The sequence below is a fragment of the Undibacterium umbellatum genome, from assembly GCF_014284125.1.
Classification (GTDB): domain Bacteria; phylum Pseudomonadota; class Gammaproteobacteria; order Burkholderiales; family Burkholderiaceae_D; genus Undibacterium; species Undibacterium umbellatum.
Window position 1 is genome coordinate 149,040 of the sequence record NZ_JACOFX010000009.1, and the last position, 20,964, is coordinate 170,003.

At 51.4% G+C, this 20,964-nt stretch carries 15 protein-coding genes and 1 pseudogene; 9 read left to right on the plus strand and 7 right to left on the minus strand.

Features of this window, described 5'->3' with window-relative positions:
• Positions 1–41 precede the first annotated feature (41 nt).
• Entirely contained in the window at positions 42–662 is a 621-nt protein-coding gene (locus tag H8L47_RS17295) for a hypothetical protein (RefSeq protein ID WP_186954840.1), read from the minus strand.
• A complete protein-coding gene (locus H8L47_RS17300) occupies positions 659–1,351 on the minus strand; it encodes a hypothetical protein (protein ID WP_186954841.1) in 693 nt (230 codons plus the stop codon). The genes H8L47_RS17295 and H8L47_RS17300 overlap by 4 nt, the downstream gene beginning before the upstream one ends.
• A gap of 222 nt (positions 1,352–1,573) precedes the next feature.
• Here H8L47_RS17300 and H8L47_RS17305 point away from each other — a divergent pair, with 222 nt between their 5' ends.
• The 3 genes from H8L47_RS17305 to H8L47_RS17315 all read left to right on the plus strand — a co-directional run bounded on the left by H8L47_RS17305 (position 1,574) and on the right by H8L47_RS17315 (position 5,917).
• On the plus strand, positions 1,574–2,419 hold the full coding sequence (locus H8L47_RS17305) for an undecaprenyl-diphosphate phosphatase (RefSeq protein WP_186954896.1): 846 nt from the start codon (positions 1,574–1,576) through the stop codon (positions 2,417–2,419).
• Positions 2,420–2,433: 14 nt separating this feature from the next.
• The gene (recQ, locus tag H8L47_RS17310; RefSeq protein ID WP_186954842.1) at positions 2,434–4,284 is read left to right on the plus strand and encodes a DNA helicase RecQ; all 1,851 of its coding nucleotides are present in this window, start codon (positions 2,434–2,436) and stop codon (positions 4,282–4,284) included.
• A gap of 310 nt (positions 4,285–4,594) precedes the next feature.
• Positions 4,595–5,917 carry an MFS transporter gene (locus H8L47_RS17315; RefSeq protein WP_186954843.1) on the plus strand — a complete coding sequence of 441 codons (1,323 nt, stop codon included), beginning with the start codon at positions 4,595–4,597 and terminating at the stop codon, positions 5,915–5,917.
• Positions 5,918–6,100: 183 nt separating this feature from the next.
• Here H8L47_RS17315 and H8L47_RS17320 read toward each other — a convergent pair whose 3' ends face one another.
• From H8L47_RS17320 to H8L47_RS17330, 3 genes and pseudogenes are all read right to left on the minus strand, one after another.
• Positions 6,101–6,493 carry a hypothetical protein gene (locus H8L47_RS17320; RefSeq protein ID WP_186954844.1) on the minus strand — a complete coding sequence of 131 codons (393 nt, stop codon included), beginning with the start codon at positions 6,491–6,493 and terminating at the stop codon, positions 6,101–6,103.
• A 204-nt stretch (positions 6,494–6,697) separates the two neighbouring features.
• On the minus strand, positions 6,698–6,880 hold the full coding sequence (locus tag H8L47_RS17325; protein WP_186954845.1) for a hypothetical protein: 183 nt from the start codon (positions 6,878–6,880) through the stop codon (positions 6,698–6,700).
• Between the two features lie 330 nt (positions 6,881–7,210).
• Positions 7,211–7,550: pseudogene (locus H8L47_RS17330) on the minus strand (plasmid stabilization protein).
• A 258-nt stretch (positions 7,551–7,808) separates the two neighbouring features.
• Between H8L47_RS17330 and H8L47_RS17335 the strand changes: the two are divergent.
• From H8L47_RS17335 to H8L47_RS17360, 6 genes are all read left to right on the plus strand, one after another.
• The gene (locus tag H8L47_RS17335) at positions 7,809–8,501 is read left to right on the plus strand and encodes a helix-turn-helix transcriptional regulator (RefSeq protein ID WP_186954847.1); all 693 of its coding nucleotides are present in this window, start codon (positions 7,809–7,811) and stop codon (positions 8,499–8,501) included.
• 98 nt (positions 8,502–8,599) lie between these two features.
• A complete protein-coding gene (locus H8L47_RS17340) occupies positions 8,600–9,667 on the plus strand; it encodes a LacI family DNA-binding transcriptional regulator (protein WP_230413797.1) in 1,068 nt (355 codons plus the stop codon).
• A 746-nt stretch (positions 9,668–10,413) separates the two neighbouring features.
• Positions 10,414–12,726: a TonB-dependent receptor gene (locus tag H8L47_RS17345; protein WP_186954848.1), complete on the plus strand. Its 2,313-nt coding sequence runs from the start codon at positions 10,414–10,416 to the stop codon at positions 12,724–12,726.
• A 251-nt stretch (positions 12,727–12,977) separates the two neighbouring features.
• Positions 12,978–14,924: an amylosucrase gene (locus tag H8L47_RS17350; protein ID WP_230413798.1), complete on the plus strand. Its 1,947-nt coding sequence runs from the start codon at positions 12,978–12,980 to the stop codon at positions 14,922–14,924.
• A gap of 95 nt (positions 14,925–15,019) precedes the next feature.
• Positions 15,020–16,024 carry a PfkB family carbohydrate kinase gene (locus H8L47_RS17355; RefSeq protein ID WP_186954849.1) on the plus strand — a complete coding sequence of 335 codons (1,005 nt, stop codon included), beginning with the start codon at positions 15,020–15,022 and terminating at the stop codon, positions 16,022–16,024.
• Positions 16,021–17,352: an MFS transporter gene (locus H8L47_RS17360; protein ID WP_186954850.1), complete on the plus strand. Its 1,332-nt coding sequence runs from the start codon at positions 16,021–16,023 to the stop codon at positions 17,350–17,352. The genes H8L47_RS17355 and H8L47_RS17360 overlap by 4 nt, the downstream gene beginning before the upstream one ends.
• A gap of 25 nt (positions 17,353–17,377) precedes the next feature.
• On the opposite strand, the gene H8L47_RS17365 is transcribed toward H8L47_RS17360, so the two are convergent.
• Both H8L47_RS17365 and H8L47_RS17370 read right to left on the minus strand, forming a co-directional pair.
• On the minus strand, positions 17,378–18,973 hold the full coding sequence (locus H8L47_RS17365; RefSeq protein WP_186954851.1) for a tetratricopeptide repeat protein: 1,596 nt from the start codon (positions 18,971–18,973) through the stop codon (positions 17,378–17,380).
• A 6-nt stretch (positions 18,974–18,979) separates the two neighbouring features.
• Positions 18,980–20,884: a tetratricopeptide repeat protein gene (locus H8L47_RS17370; protein WP_186954852.1), complete on the minus strand. Its 1,905-nt coding sequence runs from the start codon at positions 20,882–20,884 to the stop codon at positions 18,980–18,982.
• Between the last annotated feature and the right edge of the window lie 80 nt (positions 20,885–20,964).

The window sequence follows — 20,964 nt, forward strand, 5'->3', positions numbered from 1 at the left end:
ACGATGAGCTTACATACTCGCCCACAAGCAGGAGATGCGCTCTAAATCTTGATGCGCATCGAATCGCCGCTCAGAAAGAACAAAGAGATTCCATCGGCATTTTGAATGACGCGCACGACAGATTGCTCCAGGCTGGCAGCATACAGCTTGCTGCCGTCTGGACGGAAGATGCCAAACCACATGCGCTGGGTACTGGTGCGGGAGTTGGCAGCCAGCAAGAGGTAGTCACGCCCACCTATCTGCACTTCGCTGGCTTGCAGCTCGCCCATGTAAAAGGCTGAAGGTATGCGTTCCAGCATAATGCGCAGGCCATCATGATAGACCTGGATCAGCACGCCATTGTCGATGCCTGAGCGCACGAAATTGAACTCGAAGGAACCCATTCTGGTGGGGGTATTGCGGCGCACGTGGACATGGTCGGCAAAGTCGGCAAAATAATTATTGCGGTCGGTGCGAGCCTTCGTTAATGCTACTTGGGTGATTTCTGTTTGCACATGTTTCTCCTTAAATTCAGGGTAATTCCAGGCTTCTTCTCTGACTGCGTCGCTGTCCCGCCCTGCGCCTGCAATGCCACCACCGACTATGGGTAAAGGTGCCAGGCAGCCACTCAAATTCATACTCAGACAGGCAAGCACTGCACAATGCCGCAGCCTGCCTTTCATTGCAGCGCTGGCCTGATCAACAAGCGCCTGCCTGATCCCGAGGTATCCACCATGGAGATACCGTCGGCATGCTCAGTAAACTGCCAGTGCCCATGCGGCAATCCGATGCGATAAACCGGGCTGCCATCAGCCGCAAATATGGCCAGCCACATGGGACGATGCAGAAATCCATTCGCCACTGTCAGCACATAGCTGTCATCACCGACCTTGAGTCTGGCAGCTTCCAGGCGACGATAGCTTTGCTGGCCGGTAAAGGCTGGCGCGATGGATTCACGGACCAGAAACTGCCCATTCCTGCTGATCTGCACTTCATCCACCATGCTGGCTGTCATCAGGGCATTGTCTGCCGAGGCACTGCGCGACAAATGTTGCGGCTTGCGATAGCTGATGACAAAGTCTTGCAAACGCGAGGGGACACTGCCATCGACCTGTATATGATGTGTAAACTGCGCGAGATGCTGGTTCGCATCCGGCAAGCGCCAGACATATTGCTGCCGCACCACCGTGACTTCAACCTGATTGCTGCGGTACTCAGTCAAAGCCACTTCGCTCTCAGCGAGCTTAGCCTGCGATGGCTGCACCGGCATGGTGCCACTGCAGGCGACCAGGTTCATGGACAAACCAACAACCAGACCAAGGACCAGGCCATGCTTGCAATACGCGCTATATCGTTTGGGCAGTTTGGGCATGGATGGTTCAGTTACACGATGTATTAAGAGCCTGAAGTATCGCGATTGACAAGTTTGCCCACAATGAAATTCTTAAAAGTATTAAAATACAGCACCTTAAGTGCAGATAACTGCCATCTGGCAAGTCGCGTCCCTAAGCCCGTTGCAGCAAATTTCTGAGCAGGCCTGGCAGGCGACATGCTAAGCTTCGTCCCGACTAAAACTTCATTATTCTTGCGTTTTATGGATTTACTACTGGCTGTCAAAATCATCATCATGGGTATCGTCGAAGGTTTGACGGAGTTCCTGCCAATTTCCTCTACCGGCCACCTGATACTGACAGGCAGTTTGCTGAATTTCACTGGCGAGAAAATGAAAGCCTTTGAGATCGTCATACAGGCGGGTGCAATTTTTGCAGTGTGCTGGGAATACCGCGCCAAGATTGCCAGCGTGCTGGCCGGCCTTACCAATGACCCCAAGGCGCGCAAGTTTGCCCTGAATCTCATCGTCGCCTTTTTACCCGCTGCCGCTTTGGGTCTGGTGTTTTCCAAAAGCATCAAGGCAGTATTGTTCGCCCCGGTACCTGTGGCCCTGGCCTTTATCATAGGCGGCATCATCATCCTGTTTGTTGAGCGCAAGCACGCTGGCACAGATACCCATGACGGCAGCCACGCACGCATACAGTCAGTCGATGACATGAACCTGATGGATGCCTTGAAGATAGGTCTGGCCCAATCTTTTGCCCTGATCCCCGGCACCAGCCGTTCTGGCGCCACGATCATAGGCGGCATGCTGTTTGGCCTGTCACGCAAGGCTGCCACTGAATTCTCGTTCTTTCTGGCGATACCTACCCTGCTGGGTGCCACCGTGTATTCGCTGTACAAGGCGCGCGATGAATTGTCGATGGCAGATTTGCCCATGTTCAGCCTGGGTACAGTTGCGGCCTTTATCTCCGCCTTCTTTTGCGTGCGCTGGTTATTGCGTTATATCAGCTCGCATAATTTCAATGTGTTTGCCTGGTACCGTATTGCCTTTGGCATCATGATCCTGATTACCGCCTACACTGGCGCGATTACCTGGGCAGAATAAGGGTGATAACAGCAGTGACAGCAAGCACCCACAGCAATGCCAGCGGCAACACCGTGGACCAGGCCCTGCATTTATTGCAGACCATCTTCGGCTATCCGGCTTTCCGTTCCCAGCAAGGGCAAATCGTTGAACATGTAGTCAATGGCGGCGATGCCCTGGTGCTGATGCCGACAGGTGGCGGTAAGTCGCTGTGTTATCAAATACCTGCCCTGTTGCGCAATGGCGTAGGCATTGTCGTATCGCCGCTGATTGCCCTCATGCAAGACCAGGTTGATGCACTGGCCGAAGTTGGTGTACGTGCCTCCTTTTTGAATTCCACCCAGAGCTTTGATGAAATCCTGGCGGTGGAAAAGAAAATGCGCGAAGGTGATATAGACCTTGTGTATATCGCCCCTGAACGCCTGCTGACCCAGCGCTGCCTGGAACTGCTGCAAGTCGTCAACATCGCTCTGTTTGCAATTGATGAGGCTCACTGCGTCTCGCAATGGGGTCATGATTTCCGGCCTGAATACATCAAGCTGTCGGCCCTGCACGAACGTTTCCCGAACGTGCCGCGGATTGCCCTGACAGCCACCGCCGACCAGCAAACCCGCGATGAGATCATACACAGGTTGCAGCTGGAAAACGCGATGCAGTTCGTGTCGTCTTTTGACCGCCCCAACATCCGCTACCAGATCGTCGAAAAAGCCAATGGCCGCAAGCAATTGCTGGACTTCATCACTGCCCAGCACAGCGGTGACGCTGGTATCGTGTATTGCCTGTCACGTAAAAAAGTAGAAGAAACTGCTGAATTCCTGAATGAAAACGGCATCACTTCTCTGCCCTATCATGCGGGTATGGACTTGCAAGACCGCAGCCGCAATCAGGCGCGTTTCCTGCGTGAAGACGGCATTGTCATGTGCGCTACCATTGCCTTTGGCATGGGTATAGACAAACCCGATGTGCGCTTTGTCGCTCACCTGGATTTACCAAAAAGCATAGAAGGCTATTACCAGGAGACTGGCCGTGCCGGTCGTGATGGTGCCAGCGCCAATGCCTGGATGGCCTATGGCTTGCAAGATGTGGTGCAACAACGCCGCATGATCGATGAGTCAGAAGCGAATGAGACTTACAAGCGAGTGCAGAGCGTCAAGCTAGACGCCATGCTTACGCTATGCGAAACCTTGAATTGCCGCCGCGTCCACATCCTTGATTATTTTGGCCAGCAGGCCGAGCCTTGCGGCAATTGCGATACCTGCATGAGCCCGCCGATTTCCTTTGATGGCAGTGTGGCTGCGCAAAAAATCCTGTCTACTGTCTATCGTGTCGACCAGCGTTTTGCGGCGGGCCATGTCATTGACATCTTGCGCGGCATAGATACTGAACGTGTACAGCAATGGCGGCATGAAAAACTCTCGACTTACGGCATAGGTTCAGATAAGAGCGAAGCTGAATGGCGCGCCCTGTTGCGTCAGTTGATTGCCCTGGGCCTGGTAGCGGTCGATTATGAAAATTATAGCTCGCTGAAACTGACTGAAGCATCACGTGCCGTGCTGCGTGGTGAGATCAAGGTACAGCTGCGGCAGTACAAAAAAGCCGAAAAAGCCGTCAAACACAAGCGCCAGTCGGCCAAAGACTTTGCTGAATCTGACCTCGACAGCAAGGCGCAAAGCGTCTTCGACAAGCTGCGCTGGTGGCGCGTAGAGACTGCGCGCACCCACAATGTGCCAGCCTACGTCATCTTCCCTGACGCCACCCTGCGCGAAATCGCACGCCAGCAACCCGCCAGCCTGCCCGCTTTGCGCGCCATATCGGGTGTTGGTGACAAAAAGCTGGAAAGTTATGGCAAAGAGATCATTGAATTAATTGAGGAATTGCAGCCTTAGGCGCAAGTCTTGCAAGCATTGAAAATGTCAGGGTACGCAAGCACTGGTGTGAAGCTGTCTTCTCACGCCCCCAGTAAGCAAACTGCTCCTATTTGACGAACCTGCTGATGGTGATCAGATAAGACCTGGTCCACCGCACCACTCCGTCATATGTCTCTTGCATTCCATTCATTTGTTGTGCTCGCATTTTATTTTGGTTATACGACCAAATATCTCTTGCACTTCAGTGTGACGTCATCTATATTCCAATTATTGGTTAAACAACCAATAAATTATCGAATCAATTTCATAGAAGCAAGCCACAGCCATCATGAATTCTCAAATTGCACTTGAAAAGGACGACACTCCCGGTACATCGTCCATTAGCAGCGTCTATGGAAATCGTGGTCGGACGATTATGCTGCTGGTATTTCTGACTTTGCTCAATATTCTGAACTTTGCAGACCGTTTTCTCATGCAGGGCTTCGCCGTCGACATGATCCATGACCTGCAGTTGAGCAACCTTGAATTTACCCTATTGACTGGTTTTGTCTTCACTACGTTTTATACGATGATGGGTTTGTTCATGGGCGCACTGGCAGACCGTATCCACCGACCACGCCTGATTGCCATCGGCATCTTTAGCTGGAGCGCGCTGACTGCTGCCACCGGCTTTGCCAATAATTTCATGCAACTGAGCTTGCTACGCATGTTTACGGGCGTGGGTGAAGCAACCTTGACGCCTGCGGCATTGGGCTTGTTAGGGGATAGATTCAAGCCGCACCACCGCGCTTTTGCCGCAGGCTTTTACTATCTGGGTGCGCCAATAGGCATAGGCATGGCTTTCATTATTGCTGGCACGCTTGGGGCAGCAATAGGCTGGCGTAATTGCTTTTTCACTCTAGGGGCAATCGGCGTGGTATTGACTGGCTTTCTGCTTTTCTTGCGTGAGCCGCGTGAAGAACAGCAAGCAAAGCAGGCCGCCAGCAAGCGCCCTATCACTGCTATTTACAAAGAAATCCTGCAGACCTTGCGTGCCTCGCGCGCATTGTGCCTGCTCATACTTGGTGGCGTACTGGTCATCTTTGCTCAGGGTACGTTCGTGCTTGACCAATTATGGCTGGTGCAAGAACGGCACATGAATCAAAAATCTGCCCAGCAACTGGCAGGAATCATGTTTATCTCAGGTGGTGTGCTGGGCTCGTTGCTGGGTGGTTATCTCGCTGATCTGCTGCAGGCCCGTCGCATTGGTGGACGCCTTTGGTTTCTGGCGCTGATTTATCTGCTTGGAGTTCCCGTGGGCTATATTTATCGCTTGCTTGATACAACAGGCATGGCATTCTATATCTGCATGTTCATCGGCAGCATGATGATCACCATAGGCTATGGTCCCATATTCGCCTGCTTGCAAGATCTGGTACCAGCACAACTACGCTCTACCATGACTGCATTCATGATCTTGTGCATGACTTTGTTTGGCACTTCACTTGGCAATTTGACGGTGGGTGGATTGGCTGACGTATTCAGGGCCGCGAGTGACAGCGCACCCATCACAAAAGCCGTCATGGTGGGGATGACGCCCTGGCTACTGGCAATTCCTTGCTTTGTCCTGGCAGCAAGAATGATGGAAAACAAGGCTGAATTACATGATTAACAGCGCCCGCACAAAAGTGAAAAGACCTTTGAATGACCGAGGACGAGTGTACAGGTCTGGCAATGGCGAATGAGAAAGGTTTTTGCAGCCTGTACACCCTGATGAAGGAAATAAAAATTGCCTGCCAAGTTGCTTGATTAATTGATTGATAAATCCGGGCAGGAGCCGTCACTTCAATGCTATTCAATACTCAAAAACTGCCATCACTCTCACGCCTCGATGAGCAGCGCCGCGCAAGCGTATTGCGCCTTTTTCGCTAAAACGGTATTCCAGCCAGATGCGGTCATTACCTGTGGGAGAATAACGCAGACCAAAACGGGACAAGGTGTCTGGGTTCTCCTTCTTGGCAGCGAGAGTAGTCGATTGACTGTAATACTCTTTCGTAACACGAGTATACAAGTCTTGTCCATTTGCTGACTGGGTAATGCCTGCCCTGCCTGTCAACTGCGCATCAGAAACAGATGGCACTGGCGGGCCATTCAAATCAGCCGGGTTTGCTGCACGAACCAGTGCTGTCTTGTCGTCCGCCAGGCGCGCATCGGCCGGTAGTGTCCTGAATAGACTTGTCTGTTGCACCGCATTCTCCATACTGGCAGGAGCTTTAACATCCTGCGCACAAGCATATTGTGCACACATAAAGAGGCTGAAAATGAACAGAGCTAAATCGTGGGCGCTCATGATCATCTCTTCATGAAAACTGAAGTCAGCAAGACCAACGCCAATACCCCATACAAGATGACTTGTGGTGTACGCATGATCTTCTCCTTCTGGCAAACCCGATTAATTTTCGACCAGACTCATATGTCCTGGCAACTTGGAATACGAACGCCCTTGTGGCAACTCTATCCGGATATGGGCGTATTCCCATTCAACTTCATTCGCTTCTGCCGCTGCCTTCGCGGTCCGTAATGCAACCATGAGCCATTGGTGCGCAGGCGCTTTATTGATGGCGATGATGATCATGATCTTGCCTATGCAAAAAATGTCATATGTGTTTTTGTCTTGTTTTTTTAAACTCTTGCTTTACTAGAACTCATTTCATAAATAGGGTGAGATGCGTTTGCCTCATAACGTGGGCTGGCAAGGCGGACGAGGCAGTCAATAGCTTTGCCTATTGACAACGAGTCCAACACAGTCCAGCACGCGTTATGAGGCAAACCCTTCGGGAACTGACGATTTGGGCGCATTGCAGCGTTGTGCCGCTTGCAAAGGCGGACGCCTTAGCTGCGCGTCACGTCTTGCACTGCATCCCAAATCGTCTTGTTCGCACTCATCCTATTTATGAAATGAGTTCTACTTGTTACGCTTGCCGTAATCCACTGCCAGTTCCAGTTCAGCCTTGTTCATGCTTGAGCGGCCCTTGACATTTTTCTTGCGAGCTTCCTGGTACAACTGTGCATAAGTGCGTCCCATTGGTCCGCTATGCGAATGAAGTCCGCCACGCCTACCTGCAGGCATATCCTGCAAAGAGGTTTTGCTCGCCTCCTTGCTTTCACCGTGCTGCGCTCTCTCTTTGTTAACGGTACGTGCAGCAATTTCTGTAGCCAAGTCTGGCTCACGGCCACTTTTAATCAACCCATCCTTGATATGTTTGAACTGGCGCTCTCTTTGCACTCCAGGTGGCATGTGGCATTGTCAAATCCCCATGACTGGTTTTTACTTACTTCGCAACTTCAGCACGTTATCTTGCTTCCATGATCTGTATAGTAGTCGCCAGCCTCGTGGAACAACATCGGACCAGGATGAAAGTGATGTAAGACTATGCTGACGAGGTTGCTGCCATGTAGCGCAAACTCCACAAGGCACAATACCAAGGTGCGACAGGGTAAAATTGTGCAAATTACTGCTGACCGATTAATCACCATGCCCCGAACAACGACAGACTATCCGCATGTCACGCACTGAGCGCCTGTTGCAACTGATGCAAATCCTGCGCCGCCACCGCTATCCCGTCAGTGGTGCGACCTTGTCACAAGAACTGGGTATCAGCCTGCGCAGCCTGTACCGCGATATCGCCACATTGCAAAGCCAGGGCGCAAAAATCGCTGGTGAAGCAGGCATAGGCTATGTCTTGCAACCCGGCTTCACATTGCCACCGCTGATGTTTAGCGAAGAAGAAATTGCTGCGATTGCCCTTGGGTCAAAATGGGTAGCACAGCAGGCTGACCATAAACTGGCACTCGCCGCCCGTGATGCATTGGCAAAAATCGCCTCGGTCTTGCCATCAGAATCCAGACAGGAGCTGGAAACCAGCGGCCTCCTGATCGGCCCCAGCAGCAAGAACGCAGGCAATGATGAACAGCTACGCCAGATACGCCTGGCCATACGCAAGCAGCACAAACTCGTGCTCGACTATCAGGATGAAACCGGCCAGGCCAGCCAGCGCACCATCTGGCCCTGCGCACTGGCTTTCTTTGATAGCCTGCGCGTCATCGTGGCCTGGTGTGAATTGCGCAATGACTTCCGGCATTTTCGCACTGACCGCATACAGCACTTGCAGGTGGCTGAGCAAACCTATCCACGGGCGCGCCAGGCGCTGTTGAAGGAATGGCGTGAGCAACAGGGGATCAGGGCTGAACGTTAACAGCTGCTTGACCGCATAGTTTCCGCTCTGGCTGATTTCGGTTTTATAATGAATGTAAAATACTTCAGCCGTACCACATTCAAGCCAAGAAAAAACAGATGAAAGCCAAGACGGACACCACAATTGACGTACACAAGTCCGCCAGCAAAGAACAGCGCCGTTTACAAATGGCGGATATTGCACGGCTGGCTGGGGTCTCCACCTCGACGGTGTCGCGTGCCCTGAGTGGCAGTACCCTTGTTAATGACGAGACTCGTCAGCGCATTGCTGAGCTGGCGCGCTCGCTCAAATATTCCATCAATATGGATGCCCGCAATCTGCGCCTGAAGCAAACGCGCACGATTGCCGTGGTCGTGCCTTTTGACTCTGAAACCCGCCAGCATTTGTCCGACCCTTTCTTTCTGGGAATATTAGGTAGCCTTGCCGATGCATTGACTGACCGTGGTTTTGACATGCTGTTGTCACGTATCGATGCAGAACATCTCGATAATGCAGCGCAGATTTTTGATACCGGCCGGGTGCTGGGCGTGATCCTGATAGGCCAGTGGCGTCATCATGATCAGTTGAACCAGTTGGCGGCGCGCCATGTGCCCATCGTGGTCTGGGGTGCGCAATTACCGCAGCAATTGTATGTGACCGTGGGTAGTGACAATGTCACTGGCGGACAAAAAGCCACAGAGCACCTGCTTCAAAGCGGGCGCAAGCGCATCGCCTTTTTTGGGGATACGCAACTGCCTGAAGTAGCGCAACGCTATGAGGGTTATTGCAAGGCACTGGCGCAGCACAGTATTACCCTTGACGAGAAACTGGTGGTGCCCGCTTCATTCATAGAAGAAGGTGGCAAGCTGGCGGTGGCTGAATTGTGCAGCCGCAAAACCAGCTTCGATGCCCTGTTTGCCTGTAGCGATTTGCTGGCCATGACCAGCATCAACAGCCTGCGCGAAAATAATTACCGCGTACCGGATGATGTCGCCGTAGTTGGTTATGACGACATAGAACTGGCACGCTACTTCCACCCGCCACTGACTACGGTACGCCAGCCAATGGCGCAGGCAGGCCTGGCGTTGGTTGATGCCCTGTTGACCCTGATAGAAGATGGCAATAGCAAAGCACAGTTGTTGCCTACCGAATTGATGGTCAGGGCAAGTAGTGTTTCCGTCGGGTAGTGCAACTGGTGCCGGATAGCTCCTTCACTGACCAAGTTTCTTGTCTTCAAAATTTTCTTTTGAGGTTCCGCTATTCCGTGGTGCTTTGAAACATACCGCGGAATACGGCATACATCGTCCATTTAGCAAATGGACCCGCATTGCAAACGATTGCAACAAATTATAGAAGTCGAAGTGTTCGCACAGAAATCCTCAAGAATTTCCCATGAATTTCATTGTGCATCGCAACATATACAGCTTTTCCCAATTCACCTGTTGTCCACAAAGCACATAGATCGATAAGTATTTTCACCCTGCCTTATTTGAAATAAGGGCGACAGATATCTGGCAAGACCTCATAGTACGCAATCCTTTGCCCTACCCCATCTCCAGCCCTTAACTGCACATTATGAAATTTACCAGGGAGAAATGTTGCACCATTTTATTGCACTGCATCTTTGCAATCGATTGCAATTAAATTCTTTTTACCCGATAATTCTCTTCACCTGCACTACAAAAGATCTTCAACAGCGTTTGCCTTGGCAAACCAGGGATCGCAAAAAAGCGCCATAGAGTACGACGGCTGATTTCGAATTGAACCAGCCTGAACGTCCAAAGAGCGCGGCGAAAATTGTTGGAGGTCTTTTGTGACTGGCACAGCATCACCGCTATGAGCATGGTGCCTGAGCTAAGGCAACAAGGTACTAGACATGCGTGCGCAGACTTGTTCTGTGCAGCTTTATAAAATGATGACAGCGGAGACAGCAATGAAATCATCACACATCAAAATGACGCGCATGGCCAGCGTCATTTCCCTGGCCTTACTGCACATGAATGGTGCATGGGCGCAAGACAATACTGCAGTATCGGACAAGGATAAGAATTCCCTGAACTTGAATTCAGTCATCGTGACGGGCACCCCCACAGGTACCTCCAAGATGAAGGCCAGTGTATCCATCAGTACCATTGATGCTGACCAGATTTCCCAATCAGCCCCGACCAACGCTGCAGAAATTTTGCGCTCTATTCCAGGCGTACGGGCAGAATCATCCGGTGGTGAAGGCAATGCCAACCTGACTGTGCGTGGCGTGCCTGTTTCTGCCGGTGGTGCGCGCTATGTGCAATTCCAGGAAGACGGTTTGCCACTACTGCAATTTGGTGACATAGCCTTTGTCACACCAGACATGTATTTGCGCGCCGACGGCAGCCTTTCGCATCTTGAAGTAGTACGCGGTGGTACGGCATCGACAATGGCCACCAATTCACCCGGTGGCATCATCAACTTCATCAGCAAGACAGGCAAGGAAAAAGGCGGCAGCATAGGCATCACCAAGGGTGTGGACTTTAGTCAAACCCGCATTGATTTTGATTATGGCGCTGCACTCTCTGCCAAGACACACGCTTTCATCGCAGGCTATTATCGTAGCGGCGACAGTTCCCGCCCAGCTGGCATGACAGCTGAAGAAGGCGGCCAACTGCGCGCCAATATCACGCATGAACTGGACAATGGCTACCTGCGACTGAGCTTCAAGCATCTGGATGACAAAACACCGATGAATATGCCAGTGCCAGTCAAAACCGTAAATGGCAATATTTCTGAATTGCCAGGTATAGACCCGCGCACCGCCAGTTTTTATTCCCCCTACTGGACACGCGACATAGTCCTGGATAAAAACAATAACAAGATAGCGACCAATGTGAATGACGGCCTGCATGTCGTCAACAATGCCTTTGGTGCAGAAGCATCCCTGAAGCTGGGTGGCGGCTGGACTCTGGATGAAAAATTCCGCAAGTCGAATAACACTGGTCGCTTTATTTCCATCTTCCCGGCTGATGCAGGCGTGACCGGGGCGGCAGCAACGAACATGACTTACGCCACCGGCCCCAACGCAGGCAAGGCATATACAGGTGCGGCATTCACAGCAACTGTGTTCAATACCTCAATTGATGACCTGGGCAGTACCGTCAATGACATGAAACTGTCCAAGGCATTTGAGACATCTGGTGGTAAATTCACCACCACGCTGGGCTGGTATTCTTCTTTGCAAAACCTGGGTGTGACCTGGAACTTCAATCAATACCTGATGCAAGCCAGCGGTGACAAGCCAGCTCTGCTGAATTCAAACGGCACGGTCGCTGGTACGCCGGGGCTGGTCGCACAAGGTACGGATACCTGGGGCGGCTGCTGCAATCGCAATATCGATGCACAATACAAGACCAATGCCATGTATGCCAACCTTGGCTGGGAAAGTGGCGACTGGAACCTGGATGGCAGCCTGCGCTATGATAAACAAGATGCCAGCGGCACCTTCAATCAGGCAGTCAATCAAAGCTATCGTGCTGCCAATACCAAATTTATCAACTATGGCGTAAACCATACGTCTTACTCTTTCGGGGCGAATTATCGCCTCAACAAAGATATCGCCGTCTTTGCCCGTGTCAGTGAAGGCATCGCCTTCAATGCCGACCGCATCATGTTTGGCAACCCGCTCGATGGCAGCACGCCGATCAGCACCAATATCGTCAAGCAGACCGAGGCAGGTGTGAAGTGGAAAGCAGGCAGCTTCAGCAGCTTTGTGACCCTGTTCCAGGCCAAGACAGAAGAATCGAATTTTGAAGCAACCACACAGAAATTCACCGCCAATAACTATGATGCCAAGGGTGTGGAAATTGAAACCAGCTATCGCTACAACGCCTTCCGCGTCACTGGTGGCCTGACCTACACCAATGCCAGCATCACTGCAGCAAACGACAAGTCTGTGGTCGGCAAGACCCCACGCCGTCAGGCCAGCTACACCTATCAAATTGCTCCAACTTACACCATGGGCGATGCCGTCTTCGGTGCCAGCCTGATAGGCACCAGCAAATCTTACGGTGACGACGCCAACACCTTGACCCTGCCCGCCTTCCATGTCCTGAACGCCTTCGTCAACTACAACATCAACGACAAAGTGCAGGTCTCACTGAGCGTCAACAACCTGACGAACAACATAGGCTACACCGAAGTAGAAGGCGACGGACACGCAGCAAGATCCATCAATGGACGCAGTATTAAAGCGTCATTGAAATATAGCTTCTAGAACTTCGCTATATGTAAAGTGGCCTTGCATAAGCGTAGCGAGCGACGCTAGTTTGAACTAAGAAGCACAGTCGTACTTAAGTACGACGACGAGCTTGCAAAAACAACAGGCCCAAAATCGCGCCGCGCAGTAGCTTAGGCAAGGCCACGAGTAGGAACCAGTCCCTGGTAGCACTTTAGGCTCCCCTACACCCCCAACATGTGGGGGAGCCATTTTTACTGACCCGTTTTTTCTAAGGCACTGCCTGCACCATGTCTGTCGCATCGAACACAGCACCATTCACCCACACCTTGCTCGCCAACATCGCGCCGGGCATGCAAGCAAGCATTAATGCCAGGCTGACAAAGCACCTTCCCGATTTATACCAAACACTGCAGGCGTTGTACGGCGATCAATTCAGCAACGAGCAAGCATTTGCCACATGGCTGGCAGAACTCTTGCAAGTCACAGGCGAAATTATCGCTGTACGCCCCCAGCCATTACAGGAACTCGACACCGCCAGAAGCACAGACAAGAGCTGGTTCGCCAAAGAAAACATGCTCGGCTACTGCTGTTATGTAGACCGCTTTGCAGGTGACCTGCGCGGTGTACAACAACGTATCCCTCACCTGCAAGAACTGGGTGTGACTTACCTGCACCTGTTGCCTTTTTTAAAAGCCCGCGCTGGCGAAAATGACGGTGGCTTTGCCGTAGCCGATTTTGATGCGATAGAACCGCGTCTCGGCAACATGGCAGACCTGGAAGAACTCAGTACCGCCCTGCGTGCTGCAGGTATTAGCCTGTGTTCTGATTTTATCCTCAACCATGTGGCGGACGATCACCCCTGGGCCATCGCTGCAAAACTAGGTGATCCACGTTATCGCGATTATTTTTATCACTACCCTGATTGCACAATTCCAGACAACTTTGAAAAGCATCTTGGTCAGATCTTCCCGCAAGTTGCTCCTGGCAATTTCAGCTTTGTGCCTGAACTGCAAGAATGGGTGTGGACTACCTTCTACCCTTATCAATGGGATCTGAATTACAGCAATCCGAATGTCTTTGCCGACATGGCAGCAGCACTGCTGCGCCTTGCGAACCGTGGCGTAGAAGCGTTCCGGCTGGATTCAACCGCTTTTTTGTGGAAGCGGACAGGCACAAAATGCATGAACCAGCCTGAAGCCCACCAGATCCTGCAAGCCTTGCGCAGTCTGGTAGAAATTGCTGCCCCTGGTGTTTTACTGAAGGCAGAAGCCATCGTTGAAACGGCAGAACTGCCAGCCTATCTTGGCAGCAAGGATGAGATAAATTTAAAACAGGAATGTCACCTCGCCTATCACAGCAGCCTGATGGCAGCCTCCTGGGTGGCCCTGACAGAACAAGACACCCGCCTGTTGCGTCACGTATTTGCGGGCACGCCAATGCTGCCAGAGCAAAGTAGCTGGCTGACTTATGTACGCTGCCATGATGATATAGGCTGGAATGTGCTGCGACCAGAAGCCAGCATGGAAGCAGAAGACGTGCAGCAAAGGCTGGCCAGGGTATCCCGCTTTTATGCTGGCGATGGCAGTTATGCGCGGGGTGCCAGCTTCCAGGCAAATGATCCGGCGGCAGTGCACGGCACAGTCGGTATGGCGGCGGCACTGACTGGCTTTTCCAGCGCACAAACAACAGCAGAAAAACATCTGGCCAGGCAACGTCTGCTACTCTTGTATGGATTAAGTTTTTGTTTCGGTGGCATGCCGCTGATTTATATGGGCGATGAACTGGCACAGACGAATGACGAGGCTTACCAGCAAGTGCCAGCACAGGCAGCAGATAGCCGGTGGCTGCACAGGCCAGTCTGGGATGAAGAATTATATGGGCAACGTCATTCCCGTTCGCATGATGCAGGTGCTGTATTCAATGCGCTTGTTTATATGTTGCAGCAACGCCGGCAATTGCCACAACTGGCAGCGCAGGCAGCAAGGCATTTGCTCAATGCAAAAGATTCTGCCGTGCTGGCTTTTATACGTGGCAACCCGGATGAAGCATTGCTATTTTTGGGGAATTTCTCGGAGAATAGCATCAGCCTGAATATCGCGGAACTGCTGGTGGACTATGATATTTCTGGGCAAGGCTGGGTAGATCAGTTGAGCAAACTTGATGTTGATGTCACCGTAACATTGCAAGCATATTCGCAATTGTGGCTGGTAAGAAAATATGGAAATATAGTTTAAGCACTAGCTCCCTCCCCTTCAAGAGGAAGGAGAAAAACTGGATATTGCACAAATACTCGCCATTCGTAATTCAAGCTCGTTACTGGAAAAAACCCATGTCATTGCAAAGCAAACCCATCATCATCTTTGGCGAAACCCTGATCGATGACTTCCCTGATCAGCCTGTCGTTGGTGGTGCGCCTTTTAATGCGGCACGCAGCCTGGGTTATTTTGATTGTGCTCCCCTGATGATTTCACGCGTGGGCAATGATGCCACTGCAGAATTGATACGTGCTGACATGCAGCGTTTCAAGCTGTCGGCTGTTGGCTTGCAGACTGACCGGCACTACCCCACCGGACGGGTCAAGGTGACTCAGGACGATATTACAGACAAGGCCAGGCATAAGTTCGACATCTTGCCTGATCAGGCATATGACTATATTGATAGCCAGCTTGCTATCGCTGTCATGCAACAAACCAGCCCTGTACATGGCCAGGGCATCTTTTACTTTGGCACACTGGCACAAAGAAATCCTGTATCACGTGACGCCTTGTATAGCCTGCTGAAACAAACACAGGCGCTCAAATACCTGGATCTCAATTTGCGCGCCATGCAATACAGCCTGACGACGATAGAGCAATCATTACAGTTTGCCGACATACTCAAGGTCAATGAAGAAGAATTGCAGATACTGGCAGAAATTTACCTGGACAAGCCAAAGGCAGAAAGCGAAGCCGCACTGGATGATGCAGATATTCAGGCACATGCAACAGCATTGATCAAGCTATTCAAGTTGCAAGCCATAATCACCACGCTGGGTGAACGCGGTTATGCTTATCTGGATGAGGCTGGGGCCTTACTCAGTAGTGCATCGGAGCCTATCAAAGTTGAAGTCGTGGATACCGTCGGAGGTGGCGATGCCTTCTCCGCCATCTTTTTACTTGGCATGCAGCGCGGCTGGCCATTACACATCAGCCTGCAACGTGCCCATCAATTCGCAGCAGCAATCTGCGGCGTACGGGGTGCAGTAGCCAGCGATGCTGGCTTTTATGACCAATGGCAACAACGCTGGGATGCTGAAACCCTGCCAGCCATTGAAAGCAGCGGAGCGAAGCCATGAATCCAGCCGCAAGCAGCGCACAGTCACTGACAGGCAAGCCCCGTCTGTCATTCTGGCAAATTATCAACATGAACTTTGGTTTTTTTGGCATACAGTTCAGTTTTGGTTTGCAGCAAAGCAGCATGAGCCCCATCTACGCCTATCTGGGCGCTGACGAAACCAGCCTGCCTTATCTGTGGCTGGCCGGGCCGGTGACAGGTTTGCTGGTACAACCGCTGATTGGTGCCATGAGTGACCGCACCATCAGCCGCTGGGGGCGGCGCACGCCATACTTCCTGATTGGTGCCGTCCTGTGCAGCCTGGGTTTATTGATCATGCCCTTCAGTTCCACACTGTGGATGGCGGCTGGTTTATTGTGGATACTTGATGCTGCCAATAACGTGACGATGGAGCCATACCGTGCCTTTGTCAGCGACAAGCTCGATGCCAACCAGCATTCTGTCGGGTTCCTCACACAAAGCGCCTTTACTGGCCTGGGACAAACTCTCGCCTATCTGACGCCATCGATCCTGGTAGTAGCGGGCATGAACAGCAATAGCGTGAACAGCCATCACATCCCCTATATTGTCATTGCGGCTTTCATCATAGGCGCAGTATTTTCCATCGCCTCGATCTTGTGGACTTTGAAGACAACACCCGAAATCCCTTTGACGGCTGAACAGTTGGCACAGATCAGGCAACAAGCAACAGGCTGGCGTGCCACCCTGGCTGAAATAGGTCTCGCAATAAAAGAAATGCCGCCGACCATGCGCCAACTGGCACTGGTTAAACTGTTCCAGTGGTATGCCATGTTTTGCTACTGGCAGTACATCATGCTGTCGCTGGGACGCAGCATATTTGGCACCAGTGACCCCAGTTCTGCCGGTTTCCGCGAAGCGGGATTATTGAATGGGCAGATAGGCGCTTTCTACAATTTCATCGCCTTCATTGCCGCCTTTGCGCTGGTGCCATTTACCCGCCGTTTTGGCCCCAAGATCAGCCATGCTAGCTGCCTGACTCTGGCGGGCTTGTGTATGATAAGCATACCGGCCATACATACACCAGCCCTGTTATTCATTCCTATGCTGGGCGTGGGCCTGGCCTGGGCCAGTATCATGGGCACCCCCTATATCATGCTGGCAGGCAGCATACCGGCAGAGCGCACAGGGGTCTACATGGGCATCTTCAATATGTTCATCGTCATCCCCATGATCATACAAATCTTCACTCTGCCGCTGTATTACCAGGCCTGGCTGGGCGGCAATCCTGAGAACGTGATCAGGCTGGCTGGTGGCTTGCTGATTTGCGCGGCAATGGCGGTGGGCCTGGTTAAGTTGCAGAAAAAGTGACCGTGAGCATAAATCGGCAACACAATTAGCCTGTACAGCCTGAGTATTTCTTTTTCCTGCAAATTGACTTCAATCTTGCTTTTGATTGCAAATCGTCATGCATGGCGGCCTGGGCATACCATATACTGGCCTTGTCGAGATCCACAGCCTGGCCTGCCATGCCCTCATCATAAATTGCGGCCAATGCGCGCTTGGCAATCATGTCGCCTTGCGCAGCTGCCAGCTCATAAAAATATACTGCTTTGTTCACATCCTGATTGACCGTACTCAGGTAAAAATTTCCCATCATCACTTGCGACCTGCGCTCGCCCTGCTTTGCAGCTTTTTCATACCATTGGTGGGCTTGTTTCATGTCCTTGGCAACGCCATTGCCCAAGTCGTAAATCCAGGCCAGCTGATATGTTGCCTCAACATTGCCTTTTTCAGATGCCATTTCCCAAAAATATACGGCTTCAATCACATTGCGAACTTTGCCCCCATGTCCGCTAAAATATTGGTCGCCTATTTCCTTGAGCTCTTTACCGCTTAACAGTAAGTCTTGCTGTTTGCGCTCAACTATACTCAAGTAACTATTATTGAGATAGGTAGTTTGCTCGTGCAATGGGACAGGAGTGTAAACTCTCGATGTTTCAGGCCCCCTATCCATCAATCCAGCCATCCAAATAAAGAGGGCAAAACAGATCAGTATGCCGACCAAAAACCTGGTCTTGTAGCTCGTGTTCTCCTGATCGGCTATAGCAGTTTGGATGGCCTGTGCTGGTTCAACAGCCTCCCCTTGTTGCATGTCCGCATATCTTGCATGCCATGCCTCAATATTATTCCTGCTTGACACCATGAGCACCCAGGTCGGATACATTTCCAGCATGCGTAGCATCATGGGAAAATGTACCGATAGGTAATACTGTGCAGGTTCATTTTCATACCTTGCTTTCAATAGTAAAGCCCACTGCCCTTCGCGAATTGCCTCGCTCTTCTTATTGAATTCTGCCTGCTCTGTGAGCGCCCGGCTCAAGACGTATCCACCTTCGCCCCAATTATGCAAGCGCCTGACATCTTTCTTCCATCCATAATAGTCAGCGACAACATCAAGTAACTCGCCATTGCCCGGCTGCCAGCCTTGCAACAAGTAGTGCGCCAGCATTCTCTCAAAGATCAGGCCGGTTTCCATATGGATCAGACGTGTATCCTCCATCGTCTGCAAGAAGCATTCACCAGCGTAGGACGGAATACTGTAATGCCCACGCATGTCATTGATCATGGCGACGATGATATCTTCAGCAGTGGTTTCCGGATCGGCCAGTTCTGGCGTTTTGGCAGAAGCGGATAAAGTGTGATGCTGCGAATGTGTTGCATACGCGCCTGTGTTTTGCGGCGCTTCCATGCTGCTATCTCGATGTGCTCCTTCGTCTGATTCTGCACTTGTTTCTGGCATCCCGGTTTGCTGACGATACTGCAACCAGGCAATTGCTTCTTCAAATGTGTCACGCAATGCCTGAAAACCTTCAAGATCGGTTTCCTGGTCTATCAGTTTCAGTTGGCGCGCATAGACGCGCTTGATGGCGCGCTCATCCGCATCTGCTGGCAAATCATATTGAACAAAGAAATCTGGCAACTTACTCATGGATAGTCACTTTGCCTTAGTCACGACAGAAATCGTACTGACGCTTGCGGGCGTTGGCTTGCATTCTGAAAATTCCTGCTTCTTGCAAAGGCGCTGCAAACTTTTCACTGCATCCTTGTCGCCATGGTCACGTGCCTTGCCATACCACTTCGCAGCTTCAGCCAGATTGATTTTATAAGTCCCCAAACCCTGTTCATGGACCAGGCCAAAATAGCGTTCTCCCACACGGTCGCCGTGCTTGGCGCTTAATGAAAACCAGTTGGCTGATTTAACTTCATCCCGTGGGAATCCATATTCTCCGCGCAGGTGAAACTGTCCCATCAGCGACTCGGAGTGAGCAAAACCTTTGTCGGCCGAAGCGTTGACGAGACGCGCAGCAACTGCTTTGTCCGGCTTGATTCCATAGCCACGGTCTATCATATAGGCCAGCTTGAACTGGCCCTGTGCATCCCCCTGGTCCGCTGCCTTCTTGTAATGTTGAAAAGCTTCTTTGTAGTTGGGCTTGCCGCCCAAGCCGTCCATCAAGAGATCACCAACAATAATGCTGGCTTGGGTATGACCGAGTTCAGCCGCCCTCAGGAACCAGGCATATTGCCTTTGCTCGTCTGCGGGTGCGAATTTACCGTCACGGAACAGCCAGCCCAGGCGGTAGGCGGCCTCACTGCTATCGTCCCCCGCCGCACTTTCGAGAGTACGGACTGCCTGTTTGAAATTTGCCTTTTGATTCCAGTTCATGGACAGCAATCTCTCTGCCTTAATGACTCTCTGTTGCGGTGTCAAACTGCGATCAGGTCTCTCCAGAACAAACGAAGTCCCGTCTGCAGAGGTGAATTTTCCGGGATCATAGCTTGGTGTTGACCTGTCCTTGTTGGAAAACATACCCACCAGCACAACAAAGGCAATGACTATCCAATAGGCAGGATGGGCATTGTTATCTTCTTTGTGTGGCATTACCCGCTGATCACCAATGGGATTGCTGGATTGGATTTCTTCTGCATCTGCTGACCACTGCGCAAGATTCTCCTTGCTTGTGACCAATAGCAACCAGGACAGATAAGTATCCTGCATGTGCCGCAGCAAGCCCAGATTCGCTTTCAGATAGCGCTGGCCAGGAGATTTTTCTTTTCTGATTTTTTTGATCACAACCCAAAGTTTTTCGCGTGCTTTTTTATCTTTGCGATAAAACTCAGCGGCGTCACTCAGAGCGCGATCAATGACGCGACCAGGCCTGCCCAGCTGAAGCAGACGCAAACGGTCCTTTTCCCAGCCAAAATTTTGCACAGCTACATCAAACAATTCACCATTCCCTGGCTGCCAGCCTTGCAGCAGGTATTCTGCCAGCATGCCTTCAAAGAGCAAACGTGTTTCCATATGAAAAAGACGCGTGTCATCGAGCAATGCTGTCAGATTTTTCCCGGCAAAATCATCGTCACCGTCGTCACTATGCAGGCGCATTGCTGCCAGCATTTCATTGAAGATTTCCTTGGCAACCTGCGCCGAATTGATAGCAACGTCTGCTGTTTGAACGTTTTCTGGCTCTTGCTGCGTCGCTGCAGAAGCGGTCGCCTGAGTTTGCAAAGGCAGGGCAGCATCAAGGTCATCTTGACTAACTTCATTCTGTAGCGAAATCTCATCTGTCACCGGCGCTTCAGTTTCAGTGCCTGCGATTGCAATACCATCCTCATGCTCCTCCTGCGGCATCACCTTTGGCGGCAACTGCCACTGAAACTGCTCCCGGTATTTCAACCAGGTAAGCGCCTCTTCATAGGCATCACGCAAATCCTGGAAACCCTGGAGGTCATTTTCCTGGTCTATTTGCTTCAGTTTGCGAGCATAGGCGCGTTTGACATCGCGCTCCTCAGCATCTGCGTTTAACTGATTTTCAACAAAGAATTGAGGTAAATTACGCATGAAAATATTGTGTCGGTATAGCCAATTACTGGTCTATGCTGGTTGTACTGGTTGCGCTTGTTTTATTCCGTATCGCTGCG

Coding starts and splice junctions, on each gene's coding strand:
- H8L47_RS17365 (WP_186954851.1), bottom strand. CDS start 18,973: ATGAGTAAGTTGCCAGATTTCTTTGTTCAATATGATTTGCCAGCAGAT.
- H8L47_RS17335 (WP_186954847.1), top strand. CDS start 7,809: ATGTCACGCACTGAGCGCCTGTTGCAACTGATGCAAATCCTGCGCCGC.
- H8L47_RS17350 (WP_230413798.1), top strand. CDS start 12,978: ATGTCTGTCGCATCGAACACAGCACCATTCACCCACACCTTGCTCGCC.
- H8L47_RS17295 (WP_186954840.1), bottom strand. CDS start 662: ATGAAAGGCAGGCTGCGGCATTGTGCAGTGCTTGCCTGTCTGAGTATG.
- H8L47_RS17370 (WP_186954852.1), bottom strand. CDS start 20,884: ATGCGTAATTTACCTCAATTCTTTGTTGAAAATCAGTTAAACGCAGAT.
- H8L47_RS17345 (WP_186954848.1), top strand. CDS start 10,414: ATGAAATCATCACACATCAAAATGACGCGCATGGCCAGCGTCATTTCC.
- H8L47_RS17300 (WP_186954841.1), bottom strand. CDS start 1,351: ATGCCCAAACTGCCCAAACGATATAGCGCGTATTGCAAGCATGGCCTG.
- H8L47_RS17315 (WP_186954843.1), top strand. CDS start 4,595: ATGAATTCTCAAATTGCACTTGAAAAGGACGACACTCCCGGTACATCG.
- H8L47_RS17325 (WP_186954845.1), bottom strand. CDS start 6,880: ATGATCATCATCGCCATCAATAAAGCGCCTGCGCACCAATGGCTCATG.
- H8L47_RS17305 (WP_186954896.1), top strand. CDS start 1,574: ATGGATTTACTACTGGCTGTCAAAATCATCATCATGGGTATCGTCGAA.
- H8L47_RS17340 (WP_230413797.1), top strand. CDS start 8,600: ATGAAAGCCAAGACGGACACCACAATTGACGTACACAAGTCCGCCAGC.
- H8L47_RS17360 (WP_186954850.1), top strand. CDS start 16,021: ATGAATCCAGCCGCAAGCAGCGCACAGTCACTGACAGGCAAGCCCCGT.
- H8L47_RS17355 (WP_186954849.1), top strand. CDS start 15,020: ATGTCATTGCAAAGCAAACCCATCATCATCTTTGGCGAAACCCTGATC.